We start from the raw sequence: 12,151 nt of genomic DNA on the forward strand, positions 1-12,151 counted from the left end.
GAAACGCAAGGGGCCTCTTTTGTTTGGTATTGTTTTTATAGACAGTCAGGTCTTATGAATTTGGATCGTCAAGACTTCTACCATGCAAGCCCTTCTCACGCTGCACTTGACGCAAGCGCTCTGGGGTGACATCATTGCCAGCTTCATCGACAATCTTAATCCCCTCCACATGGGCACGCACACTGCGTCGGTAGCCTTCGATGTACTCCTCACGCAGGGCTGCCTGCTCAGCCAGCTCGCTTTCCGTCAAACCTTCGGCTTTTTTCTTTCGAGCCAATTCATTGATTCGATCAATTTTTGCTTGTTCCATATCACGATACAAAGAGCGTCACAGACAAAGGGAATAAAACAATCTGGGAGACTGTTTTAGCCCGAGCCTTAACATCAATGGGATCAGGGAACGTTGAGGGCTAATTTTCTCAACAATCATTTTATCACCGTCTGTAGCTCGTGTTCTAATCCTTTCTAACGTTCTCTTACTTCTTCTGATTAAAGCGGCTGACCTTGTATTTCTGCTCATTCTCTGCCCGTCCATCTGCTGCGATAATGACAAGAATCAAGACAAAGAAAGCCTAAAACAGCAGAAACGCTGTGATGGTGAGGTCAGTGCAAAAAATCTCAATCATACGTTATATTCTTACTTGGTATTGAGCTTATTAAACACCGCCACTTGACCTGCCTTATCCGCCAAGGTCTTGAGCAAGGCCAAGCGATTGTTGCGAACCGCCATGTCGTCCGCCATGACCATAGTATTGTCAAAGAAAGCGTTGATAACTGGGCTAAGCGCAAAGAGCTTGGCTAGGTTGGCAGCCATGTCCTCACTCAAACTCAAGTCCTCAACAGCCGCTGCCAAGGCTTTTTCCGCCTCGTTTTCAAAGAGATCGGCTGACAGGGTCACACCTGCTTCTGCTTTCTCCGCCAAGTTAAAGACCCGAGCCAGACTTTCCACAGCTGATTTGTAGCCGTCCGTCTTAGCGGCTTGGAAAATAGCCGAGCTGGCAGCCAGAAGATCCTTGACCACAAAGGTCGAGCTAGAGAGAACAGCTTCACGGATGTCTTTAGGAATGCTACTGTCCATCATCTTCTCGATACGGGCAGCGATAAAGCTCATGACATCCGCTTGGTTGGCATAGGTCAGGCTATCAAAGTTGAGGGCATAGAGTTCCGCTACCAACTTGTCCAAAGGAATGTTCCAGCCAAACTTGTCCAAAATCCGCACGATACCAGCGGTCGCCCGACGCAGGGCATACGGGTCGTTTGACCCAGACGGGATCAAGCCCACTGAGAAGAATGACAGTAACGTGTCCAGCTTGTCAGAAAGCGCCAAGACTGCACCGACTTTTGTCTCAGGAAGCTCCCCTTCGGCAGAATTTGGCAGGTAATGCTCACGGATAGCTGCTGCCACACCAGCTGTCTCGCCAGCCAAGAGGGCGTATTTCTCCCCCATGATGCCTTGGAGCTCATCAAATTCACCAACCATGCCGGTCAAGAGGTCGAACTTGTAGATGCTGGCAGCACGGTCAAGGTCTGACCGCTCTTCGTCAGACAGCTCTGCCATTGCCGCCAAATAATGTGCAATAGTCTTAGTCCGTGCCATGTGCTCGGAAAGACTACCGATTTTTTCATGGAAGGTGACGTTAGCGAGCTTCGCCACCAAGTCCGCAATCGCCAATTTCTGGTCCTCTTTCCAGAAAAATTCACCGTCTTCCAAGCGTGCCACGAGGACTTTTTCGTTGCCCTTGATGACATTTTCAAGGTGCTGGTCGTTGCCGTTGCGGACAGAGATGAAATTCGGCAGGAGCTTGCCGCTCTTATCTCGCACGACAAAATAGCGCTGGTGGTTCTTCATGGAGGTCACCAGAACTTCTTCTGGCACGTCCAGATACTTGGCGTCAAAGCTGCCCATAAAGGCAGTTGGGTACTCGACTAGGTTGAGCACCTCGCTCAAGAGCTCCTCATCAATATCCACGACCACCCCTTGTGCTGCCTCGATGGCTTTGATTTGACTGACAATCATGTCTTGACGTTCTGCTGGGTCTGCGATGACACACTGCTCTCGCAGGTCAGCTTCGTAGCTGTCAGCAGTCGCAATCTCGGTTTCTTTCCCCAAAAAGCGGTGTCCACGACTGATACGACCAGATGGGATGTCAAGAAAATCCATGTCCAAGGCCACATCATCGACCAAGACCGTCAAGGTGTGAACAGGCCGGATGTATTTGAAAGTGTTTGAGCCCCAAGCCATGCTGACAGGGAAGGTCAGGCTTTTGAGTACCTCTGGAATACCTGCCAAGACCGTTTCCGCAGGCTGACCCGCTTCATTTTTGGTCACATAAACATACTCTTCACCCTTCATCTCTTCAAAGCGAATGTCAGCTGTGGTCAAGCCCTTACCGCGGACAAAGCCTTCCGCAGCCTTGGTAAAATTGCCGTCTGCGTCCAAGGCGATTTTTTTAGCAGGACCCTTGAAATCCTCGGTCAAGTCGGTCTGCTGGTCTGCCAAGCCACGGATCCGAACCGCCAAACGACGAGGCGTTGAAAAGGCTTCGATGGTCTCAAAAGCCAACCGGTTCTCCGTCAAGAAATGAGCCACCTTATCACGTAGCTGATTCATAGCAGGCGTTACGATGTAGGCAGGGATTTCCTCCAAGCCCAGTTCAATCAATACAGTTTTTGTCATGTTTTACCTCAAAAATGTCTTTTTTATTGATACTGACTAAGGTGGTGCGGACGGGAGCGACCGCTTCTCAGCGTTCCATCCCTAAGTTTTGAGCCTCAGGTCTCAAAACTTCCGTCAGGAATCAGCGAAACATCGCTGATTCCTTTTCCACCACAACGTCAGTATCTTGTCATGCTCGCTGGTGCTCGCTCTATTCCTCGTCCGCCAAGAGTTTGGCACGAGTTGCCTCATCTAAAAGCGGATAGCCCAAGCGTTTGCGTTCTGCGACAAAGGTTTTAGCGACCACACGTGCCAAGTTTCGGATACGAGCGATGTAACCTGCCCGCTCAGTTACTGACACGGCCCCACGCGCGTCTAGGAGGTTGAAAGTATGCGAGCACTTGAGCACATAGTCAAAGGCCGGGTGCACCAGATGCTCATCTAAGCAGCGTTTCGCTTCGGCTTCAAATTTGTCAAAATTGCTGAGCAACAAGTCTTGGTCGCTGACTTCAAAACTGTATTTGGAGTGCTCATACTCTGGCTGAGTGAAGATTTCGCCGTACTTGACCCCACGTGCCCACTCGATGTCATAGACCGACTCGACTTCTTGGATATAGGACGCCAAGCGCTCCAAGCCGTAAGTAACTTCAGCAGTGACAGGACCTGTCTCCAGTCCCCCCACCTGCTGGAAGTAGGTGAATTGAGTGATTTCCATGCCATCAAGCCAGACTTCCCAGCCCAGACCCGCAGAACCTGTTGATGGATTTTCCCAGTTGTCCTCCACAAAGCGAATGTCATGCTCCAAAGGATTGATGCCTAATTTTTCCAAGGATTGCAAATAAAGCTCTTGGATATTGCTCGGCGATGGTTTCATGACCACCTGAAACTGGTGGTGCTGATAAAGACGGTTGGGGTTTTCCCCATAACGACCATCTGCTGGACGGCGAGACGGCTCTACATAAGCCGCATTCCACGGCTCAGGACCGATGGCACGCAAGAAGGTATACGGTGACATGGTCCCCGCCCCTTTTTCCGTATCGTAGGCCTGCATGAGCATGCACCCCTGTTCATTCCAAAATTGTTGTAAGGTCAAAATAATTTCTTGAAAAGTTAGTTTTGTAGGCAATGTTTAATCCTCATTTCTATAATAATAGGCAACGTTTCTCCCAACATGCCGATAACGTATGTTGGGAGAAACTAGTGCATCGTCTAGGTCAGCCGCCATAGCGGTGACCGTTAGCGACTAGCGCCTTCAGGTGCTAAGTTCGCTTTGACGAGGTGGAAAGTCAATTTTTTAGACATAATATTCTCCTTAAAAAATAATGTTTAGGACTTGCGACGCTCTCATCACTCAACCGATAATGTTTAGTAATTAGAGCTAGTAGAGGGGCTAGGAAAGGTCTCACGAGACGTTCCGTAGGACAGAGGAACTGTCCTTACCCCTGTGAACAATTCGTCTTGTACGCAAGGTTTCTCGCTTTAAGTAAGCAACCGTTAAGGCTCTTGTGGTAAAACACCTTTTTTTATCAACCAATCCAAAAAGGTCTGGACTGGCTCAGTATTTAACCACTCATGACAATAGGCAAAAGTCGCTTCGACAGACCCTGACTGCTCAATCAGCTGGTCAACCAGAAGAAAACTACGCCAATACTCATAAAAAATGCTCGCATAATCCCCTTCATAAGTTGCCTGACCAAAGTCATTCAGCGAGTGCCAACCATAATGTTGCTCAAAGAGATTGACTAACTGCTGATTTGCCCATTTCTCAGCTGCAAATTCTTCTGGTGTGAGAAAATAGCGGCGACTGATATACTCGACCATGCCCTCTTCAAACCAAATGTAGCGATAAAAGTCCTTATCTTCAGCAAAACGGTCTGACCAATGGGCAAATTCATGTCCCAAAACCTGTAAAACATAATTATCTGATACTTGCGCATAATGCTGACGCAATTGGTCGAGAAGTTCCGACGGCTCATAGCAGTCCAGCTGTTTCAGATATAAATCCCGCCAAACCTGCCGTTCTGGCGTCAGTACAAGGCGAACATCATTGGTATAGGCTGGGATAGGGCAATCTCGGATAATATGGCTAGCCGCATGAGCAGTCGCCCAAAGAACTGCTTGTGGCAGATCTCTGACCGCATAGGTCTCGGATAGAAACTGAAGGTAGTCGACTATGGTCTTATCGTACTTAGCCACAAAGGCTTGATAAGCCGTCAACTGTTCCTTGCTATCAACAAGATAGAGATAATCCATCGCTTTCCTTTCTAAAGCAAAGAACCCCATCCCATACACTCCTAGCTTAACGCATAGGGGCGTGCAAGACGCGGTTCCACCCTAATTTATGACTTGATTGGTTATCAAATTGTGAATAGAAAGCGCCAATTGTTTTGTTAACCATTCGGCTTCCACTATCCCGAACTCGCTGGAGGTGCTGATAAAACAACATTCTTTCTTAGCATATATTCTATCAAAAAACACTAGCCTTGTCTAATATTTACGCAATTTTTTTAGTTCCTGATAAATGTCTTTGCGGAATTTGCCCAAAGGGATATTTTTGATATCTTCCTCAAAAATGGCATCCCCATAAATCATGCGGTCAATCTCGTCGTCGGTCAACATTTGATTAAAAGGGTTAGAAGAAATTCCCGTGCCGCTGGCAAGACCATGGCTGAACAGCTCTCGCAATTCATCCCGATAAGCCTCAGAATACCGTTCTTCCCTATCCAGCATATTGGCCACATCAATCAGATGGAGCTGATAGGCTTCTACCAAGCCAAGGCGATCAATCTCCGCCTGACGTTGGGGACTCGACTTTAACACAATCTCCATATCCGTCAAGGATCTCAGCTGGTAATTGAACTGAACGTCATGCTCCTGACCCTCTTCTTGAATAAACGGGTTAATCCTAAACTCCTTATTTCCCTTGTTGCGATTACAGACCCCACAAGACAGCACTAAATTATATAAAGAGACCGCAAAAATAGGGTACTTGTCCTTGTTGTAAAAATGATCCATCTCCGATCCCAACTTATTGCCACGATTATTGATAAACTGACGGTTGCAATACGGACAAACCGTCAGCCCAAGAGCACTTGTCAATAAACTATTGAGCTTTTGTCCTTGAGACACCTTTTGCATGAGCTGACCAGCCGTGTAAACCGCCTTTAAGCGTTGCATACTCCTATGCTCAAACACCTTTTTTAGACCGGCTTTTGCCTGGACTTGTTCATGAATCCGTTCTACCAACTGGCCCATCACCCCTGGTGGCATCAGAATCAACTCCTTAAACTGATCTTCAGCCGTTTGTCCCGAAAAATAATCCCCAAACACCTCTGATCCAATCAGCCTCTTAAACCGTCCCATCAGGTCACTAATATTTCCTGGCGAATACTGGCTGGTCTTCTTGAGGTAAAGCTCCCTGACCTTCTGGTAGTAGATGTCCTGCAAGTCCACACTATAAGCATCGTCTCTTAAACCAATCATTGCCCAGCCTCCTCCCGTTGCCGTAAGAGTTGCCGTAACTCCTCCGTCGATAAGTCACCAGCCCGTTTCCCCTCCAAAGAAGGCACTTGCGACCATAAGGGAATGGTTTGGTACATGTCTTGTAACTTTTGAGCGATCACTTTCTCCCCAATAGCCCCAATCACTTTTTCCAGATAAGCCCTAAACTGGCCATCTGACAGGTCTCCTACACCTAGCTCAGATGCAAAATCAGCTTTGATGGTAGCCGCATCAGCCAACTCCTGATTCAAATCATAAACAGCTTTAATGGTCGCATTGATAATCTTAAGAGAGTAATCGCCCTTGGTCTGTTCCAAGAAAAATGACTCCTTAAACAACTGATGAATATTTTGCCCAAAGCTCGTGCTAGTGACCTCGTCACCATAACCCACCTGCCGCTCACCCGTCTCCGGATCTTTCCGTAGCATCAGCACGTTTTCCCCATAAATATCCGACAGCATAATGGGCGAGTGGGTGGTCAGTATGATTTGCCCGTGCTTGCCCTTGAAAATTTCGCCGATAATAGGCAGAGCTGCACTAATCCACTTACGTTGCCACTCAGGGTGGAGCTCTAGATCCACCTCATCCAAGAGCAAGAGAATGCTCTCCTTATCCTTAACCTCTTCAGCAAGACTATGCAAGCGACCAAATAAATTCAACAGAGCTAACTGACCAGAGCTGAGACCAGGCCATTTTAAGGAGAGTGATAACATTATATTACGTAGAAAGGAAAAATTTCCTATAGACCACCCATAATTAGCTATCACGAAATAATCTCGCTCTGTAAGGATATGCTTTTGCAAATTATGAAATCGCTCAATTTTATCAAATCCATTTATAATATATCCTTTATCCTTTTGAAACTCAATTTGTAAATTCTTACCAATGGAATCTCTCTGTAAATCAAAAATCGCTTTCCCCCTCTCTTCTGAATAATTAAAAAGTTCATCAATTTCATTTATAATATATTGGCTTTTTTACCCACTATCATTTTTAAAACATTGACTCTCTGTGCAGGTTGATAGCAATAAAATCGATATTTATAAGCAGCTTTGATTACAGAGCTATCAATCTTTCCTTCAAGTCTAGGATCTAATTCATGGGAAATATAGTCATTAATATCAATTCTCAATACCTTTGATTCTTTCACTTTCGCTTTAATAAATGCCTTTATTCTATCTTTATCAAAAATAATCATCTTTTCTAAATTTTCAAAAAGTCCTAAATAATCCAATTTATCATTAGGAAAACCATCAAACTTTTTTTCATAATAAATATGAGCAAAATAGTCTGTCAAATAAAATTTTAGGGAACTATATATCAGTTTACACCAACCACAATATGTAGTGTTTCGGAAACATCAAAAAAGGCGACTTCCAAACTAGGAAATCGTCTTTTCTTCTATCTTGACTATCAATAATATCTTCTCAGTTTATCCTGATTTTCTTTGAAGAATTCTTCTAACCAGTCCATGCCATAGGCATAACTGAAGCCTTCTAGGAGAACGGAGAAATCAATGCTATCAAATCCCATTTTCTTCAAACCATCAAAGGTATTAAATGGAGAACGGAAGTGTTTATATTTAATAATCGCTCCAATATCTTTCAAATCCTGCTCTCTTGTACTAACCATTTTCATACCCAATACGTATTCAATTGGAGCAACTAAAACAGTTAGATTTTCAAATGAATATAGGGTCTCACATAAATTCAATGGTGGCTGTTTGTTCATATTCGCCACATTGTTATTGAGCCATAGTTCTTCGTCAGTATTCAAATTAAAGCGTTGCCCTACACGAGCGATAATTTCGCTGATTTTCTGACTTTCTTCATAAAAAGCATCCACATCTTGTGTAGCTCGCAAACCATGGTATTCTAGGACATAACCACCTACACAAATGATGGTTAAACGAAGATTGGCTTGAGATAACTCTTGATTCAAGGCTTCAAAAACAGGTTTCATTTTATCCATGCTTATATTTCTCCATCATTTTTTGTACATTGGCTAATTTGGCAGGTTTATTTAACGAAATCACATAATCATGAGTTGGTGTGTGTTCTTGAATAGCATATTTCAAACTAACCTTTTGAAAATCTGTTAGTTCTTTGGAGGTTAATAATTTTTCAACATCTTCATCAGTCAAATAAGAATGGTCTTCAAAAATAACTTTTCGCAAATAGCGAAACCAATGACTAGCATTAAACCGTGATTGCTCTGATGCCTTTATCATGTAGTCAAACCAATCCATCTTGCACCTTCCTTATCTTCTTTTTCTCAGCCCCTCATCTTCTTTAGGATTATAATTTAGAGCCTGTTGCAATTTTAAATCAAAACTGGAAAGTTCTAGCTTTTCTTCCTCAAATGGAATCTCAGGTAGTTTAAACTGAAACTTTTTGTAAAAGAAAGTATCAAATTCATCTTTATTGTCTGAAATATCTACTAAAGTATCTAACTCAGAAAGTCGAGCTTGTATGCTAATTTTTGTGACTTCTCCAAGTTTTTGATAAATCGCATAATAGGATAGGTCTTGGAAAAATTTTCGGTGTGATTTAACTACTTCCTTAGTATAAGGGCAGTCATAGTAACTAAGATATTTGGTGTAAAAATTATCAGAGAGAGAAATTTGATAATCTACTAGCTTATTATCAATTGTTTTAGAAACTGTTCGCTCCATTTCTGCATGTAGTTTATCCATGGACTAACTCCTTGTATGTAGTACGAACTTCTGAAGATGCCAATAGAAGATTGAAACGGTCGTTGTCAGCCATGCTTCGGGTATTATAACGGAAGACAAACTCATCTACATAATCTTGTAGATGTTTCTTAGACCAAGAATGGTAGATTCCAAGCACACCACGTTTGAGACCTGCCCAGAACCCCTCAATCGTATTTGTATAGACATCATCAATTACATATTCACGAGCACCATGATTTACAAAAGCATGGTCGTACATTTTCGCAACTTTATTATAACCTAACCATTCATCAGTGTAAAGCTGGGCAGTGTCTTTCACAAATTTTACGATTTGTTCTGTTAAAGTTTTTGTGCCTGTATCGGTTACTTTATGAGCATTCAATTTTCCTTCTCGTGCAATCATACCAGCAACTGGGATTTTATCTTTTAGGGAGCGACCTTGGGCATTTTTGACTTTTTTGGAGTTATGACGATTCTTATTTTTTCCTCCAATATATGTTTCATCCACCTCTACAGTTCCACCTAACTCATTATTATTTTCTGAACCGAAACATCTACGAATACGCTCTAGCATAAACCAAGCTGTTTTTTGTGTAACGTTGATGTCTTTTGATAGTTGCAGAGAGGAGACGCCCTTTTTATGAGATGTCATTAGCCAGATAGCTATAAACCATTTTTGAAGGGAGACTTTAGTATTATCAAACATTGTACCAGTCCGAACATTAAAGTATTTACCAGTGTTTTTACATCTATATTTACCATTCTTGCATTTATAAACCTTAGACGTTTCATCAAAAGGACTGACCACATAGCCATTCCAACGAATTTTTTCTAAATGTCGCTCACAGTAATAATCGTTTGGAAAAGCATTCATCAAATCGTACAATGACTTAAATTCACCTAGCATCTCTCTACTCCTTTCATATTCTAAAACCATTATATCATTTAAAACATATAAGTCAACAAAACAGTGTAAATATGGATATAATTCTTTTCAGAAATTACCTTTTGTGATATAATAGTTTTATAAAAATAGCAAAGGAATTGATTTGTATGAACGCAATCACAGGCTCACAGCTCACAGCTCACAGCTCACAGCTCACAGCTCACAGCTCACAGCTCACAGCTCACAGCTCACAGCTCACAGCTCACAGCTCACAGCTCACAGCTCACAGCTCACAGCTCACAGCTCACGCTGATTATGTAATCGGACGTGTTTTTTGTCAAGCACTAAAACAGGCTTTTTCACTTTCTTGTGAAGAAGTCTTTTCTATTCGTCTAGGAATTGAGGTGCTATAAAATGGCAAGATTTCTAACCGAAGACGAAGTTAAAGACTTAGCAAGGCAAACATTAGGATTAAAAAATACAAGAAATGCTATATCTGGTGTAGGACAGCACACTACATTTAACAAATTAGATGATAAACTTGGAAAATTAAATATATGGAAAGGAATTTCCGACCAACCTGACGGCTGGTATTTTCCCAAGAAAATATCTGAGCCTGCCCTTATTTTAGAAGCTAAAAATTCTGATACAAAACTAGGAAAAAAGGAAAAAGATGAACTAAAGAAAAATATGAGAATAGCTTTAAAAGGCTATAAGGATGTTATAGGTCTGTTATATAATTCAAAGGATTTGTTGGTTTTCAAAAATAAAGGAAAGTCTATTTTTGAAATTAAATTAGCAAATGAATTACAAAGCAAAGAGTATTATCTGAAAGTTTTTACTCAGGATGAAATAGATAAAAATAAAATTTACACTTTAACTAAGTCAATAAACGAAATTCTTCATTTTCAATTTGGCATCAAAAATTTATACCACAGAATGATTTTTACAGCATGTGCCTTAGTTGCCAAACGCTATAGTAATATTAAAATTTTGCAAAAGGGTATGGATTTTGATTTAATGCGACATTCAATCTTGAATACAATTTCAAAGTCTTTAGAATCGGATAAAAAACAAAATCAGAAAATAGATTTACTTGCAGAAGTATATAGCGAAATTAAAATGAACTCTCAAGGTAGTCAAGAAGATATAGACAGGTTTATTGAATGTATAGATGAAATTTCAAATTCTATAAACTCAGATAATTGGAATGGCGAAGATGTAATGGGGATATTTTTCAATGAATTTAACCGATATAAACCCAAATCTGAAAGTGGTCAAGTCTTTACTCCTGAACATATCACTTCACTGATGTATCGCTTGATTGATGTCAATAAAGATTCTGTGGTGTTTGACGGGGCATGTGGTTCAGGTGGTTTTTTAACAAAGGCTATGGGGTATATGTTGAAAGAAGCTGGTGATTTAGATTCTAAAAAAGCTCGTGCAATTAAGAGAGAGCAATTATATGGAATAGAGTTTGATAGAGAAATCTACGCTTTAGCTTGTGCGAATATGTTGATTCACAAAGACGGAAAAAGCAATTTTGAACAACTAGATACTCGAACTGAAGAAGCTAGCAAATGGATAAGGTCTATTAGCTTCAAGGAGAAAAAAATCATTGACGAAGACGATAACGTTGAGGTTTCGGAAATTCTAACTAAACATCCAATTACTAAAGTATTGATGAACCCACCTTTTGAACGTAAGTATGGTTGTTTAAAAATAATTAACAATGTACTGTCAAATGTGCCAATAGGAACTCAAGCTGCAATCATACTTCCAGATTTTAAATTAGAAAAAGATTCTAAATCTCTCGTAAGAAAAATATTCAAAAAAAATACTCTAACTCACATAATAAAATTACCAGAAGAAACTTTTAGGGAAGGAGTAAATACATCAATTTTTCTATTTGAGGTTGGAAAACCCCATTATGAAAAACCCATTAAAACTTTTTGGATTAAAGAGGATGGATTAGAGACTGTTAAAAATCAAGGTAGGCAAGATATTTACGGAAAGTGGCAACAAATAGAAGATTTTTGGGTAGAACTTATTAAAGGAGAAAATTCAGACCAAGAGTTATTAGATGCTTTGTGCGTAGAGGTGTATCCTGATTTTGAAAAGATGAAAGGATTTAGTTATCCTAAAGAAAAAAGAAAGTTCTAAAATGAAGTTAGCCAGTTGAGAGTATGAAAAAACATCCCAGAGAGATATAATGTAGTTCACCACAAACACATTAAAAGGAACTCTGAGATGCAAAACCATTATACTACAAAAGGCAAACATTTAACACTAACAGAACGTCGTTTGATTGAACGATGGAAATCTGAAGGAATCAGTCATCGTCAGATTGCCACTTTACTTGGAAAAGCCCCGCAAACGATTAACAACGAAATCAAACGAGGACTCGTTAGGC

13 protein-coding genes are annotated in these 12,151 nt (G+C 41.4%); 2 read left to right on the plus strand and 11 right to left on the minus strand.

The window, feature by feature from the left end:
* Positions 1-52 precede the first annotated feature (52 nt).
* The 11 genes from HF992_RS03095 to HF992_RS03145 all read right to left on the minus strand — a co-directional run bounded on the left by HF992_RS03095 (position 53) and on the right by HF992_RS03145 (position 9,759).
* A complete protein-coding gene (locus HF992_RS03095; RefSeq protein ID WP_168548590.1) occupies positions 53-310 on the minus strand; it encodes a DUF896 family protein in 258 nt (85 codons plus the stop codon).
* A gap of 327 nt (positions 311-637) precedes the next feature.
* The gene (gene glyS, locus HF992_RS03100; RefSeq protein ID WP_168548591.1) at positions 638-2,677 is read right to left on the minus strand and encodes a glycine--tRNA ligase subunit beta; all 2,040 of its coding nucleotides are present in this window, start codon (positions 2,675-2,677) and stop codon (positions 638-640) included.
* Positions 2,678-2,867: 190 nt separating this feature from the next.
* Entirely contained in the window at positions 2,868-3,782 is a 915-nt protein-coding gene (glyQ, locus tag HF992_RS03105) for a glycine--tRNA ligase subunit alpha (protein ID WP_168548592.1), read from the minus strand.
* A gap of 368 nt (positions 3,783-4,150) precedes the next feature.
* Positions 4,151-4,909 carry an elongation factor Tu gene (locus HF992_RS03110; RefSeq protein ID WP_168548611.1) on the minus strand — a complete coding sequence of 253 codons (759 nt, stop codon included), beginning with the start codon at positions 4,907-4,909 and terminating at the stop codon, positions 4,151-4,153.
* Between the two features lie 234 nt (positions 4,910-5,143).
* Entirely contained in the window at positions 5,144-6,139 is a 996-nt protein-coding gene (locus HF992_RS03115; protein ID WP_168548593.1) for a hypothetical protein, read from the minus strand.
* Positions 6,136-6,870: an AAA family ATPase gene (locus tag HF992_RS03120; RefSeq protein ID WP_484600347.1), complete on the minus strand. Its 735-nt coding sequence runs from the start codon at positions 6,868-6,870 to the stop codon at positions 6,136-6,138. Before HF992_RS03120 ends, HF992_RS03115 begins: the two co-directional genes overlap by 4 nt.
* Before the next feature lie 245 nt (positions 6,871-7,115).
* A complete protein-coding gene (locus HF992_RS03125) occupies positions 7,116-7,454 on the minus strand; it encodes a hypothetical protein (protein WP_168548595.1) in 339 nt (112 codons plus the stop codon).
* Positions 7,455-7,570: 116 nt separating this feature from the next.
* Positions 7,571-8,128 carry a DUF6036 family nucleotidyltransferase gene (locus tag HF992_RS03130; protein WP_168548596.1) on the minus strand — a complete coding sequence of 186 codons (558 nt, stop codon included), beginning with the start codon at positions 8,126-8,128 and terminating at the stop codon, positions 7,571-7,573.
* On the minus strand, positions 8,121-8,405 hold the full coding sequence (locus tag HF992_RS03135; protein WP_168548597.1) for a hypothetical protein: 285 nt from the start codon (positions 8,403-8,405) through the stop codon (positions 8,121-8,123). The genes HF992_RS03130 and HF992_RS03135 overlap by 8 nt, the downstream gene beginning before the upstream one ends.
* A 12-nt stretch (positions 8,406-8,417) precedes the next feature.
* Positions 8,418-8,852, minus strand: a complete 435-nt coding sequence (locus HF992_RS03140) for a hypothetical protein (protein ID WP_168548598.1) — start codon at positions 8,850-8,852, stop codon at positions 8,418-8,420.
* Positions 8,845-9,759 carry an IS1595 family transposase gene (locus tag HF992_RS03145; RefSeq protein WP_168548599.1) on the minus strand — a complete coding sequence of 305 codons (915 nt, stop codon included), beginning with the start codon at positions 9,757-9,759 and terminating at the stop codon, positions 8,845-8,847. Before HF992_RS03145 ends, HF992_RS03140 begins: the two co-directional genes overlap by 8 nt.
* A 393-nt stretch (positions 9,760-10,152) precedes the next feature.
* On the opposite strand from HF992_RS03145, the gene HF992_RS03150 reads away from it, so the two are divergent.
* Positions 10,153-11,901 (plus strand): HsdM family class I SAM-dependent methyltransferase, encoded by a 1,749-nt coding sequence (locus tag HF992_RS03150; protein ID WP_168548600.1) that lies wholly within the window; start codon positions 10,153-10,155, stop codon positions 11,899-11,901.
* A gap of 87 nt (positions 11,902-11,988) precedes the next feature.
* On the plus strand, positions 11,989-12,151 hold a 163-nt coding region (locus HF992_RS03155; protein WP_168548601.1), incomplete at its 3' end, for a helix-turn-helix domain-containing protein.

It is taken from the genome of Streptococcus ovuberis, assembly GCF_012396585.1.
Taxonomy (GTDB): Bacteria; Bacillota; Bacilli; order Lactobacillales; family Streptococcaceae; genus Streptococcus; species Streptococcus ovuberis.